The organism is Micromonospora sp. LOL_021 (assembly GCF_048060215.1).
In the GTDB taxonomy this organism is placed as follows: Bacteria; Actinomycetota; Actinomycetes; order Mycobacteriales; family Micromonosporaceae; genus Micromonospora_E.
On the sequence record NZ_JBHMIN010000167.1, the window covers coordinates 1 to 336 of the forward strand.

The window sequence follows — 336 nt, forward strand, 5'->3', positions numbered from 1 at the left end:
AGAAGGTGTTGGAGCTGTCGCTGCGGGAGGCGCTGCAGCTCGGCCACAACTACATCGGCACCGAGCACATCCTGCTCGGCCTGATCCGCGAGGGCGAGGGCATCTCCGTTGAAGTGCTGGTCAAACTCTGCGGAGACCTTGATCGGCTCCGTCAGCAAGTGCTCGGCCTGATGCCGGACCAGCGGGGAAGGCCGTCCAACTACGCCGCCGGCCGGGAGGTCGAGGGGCTCGCGTCCAACAGCGTCATCCTGGACCAGTTCGGTCGCAACCTGACTCAGGCGGCCCGGGAGGGCAAGCTCGACCCGGTGATCGGCCGGGAGAAGGAAATCGAGCGGG

General features: G+C 66.7%; 1 pseudogene. It reads left to right on the forward strand.

The features are described from left to right. A pseudogene (locus ACFHWT_RS31520) lies at positions 1-171 on the forward strand (Clp protease N-terminal domain-containing protein); the annotation flags it as partial. Positions 172-336: the final 165 nt, after the last annotated feature.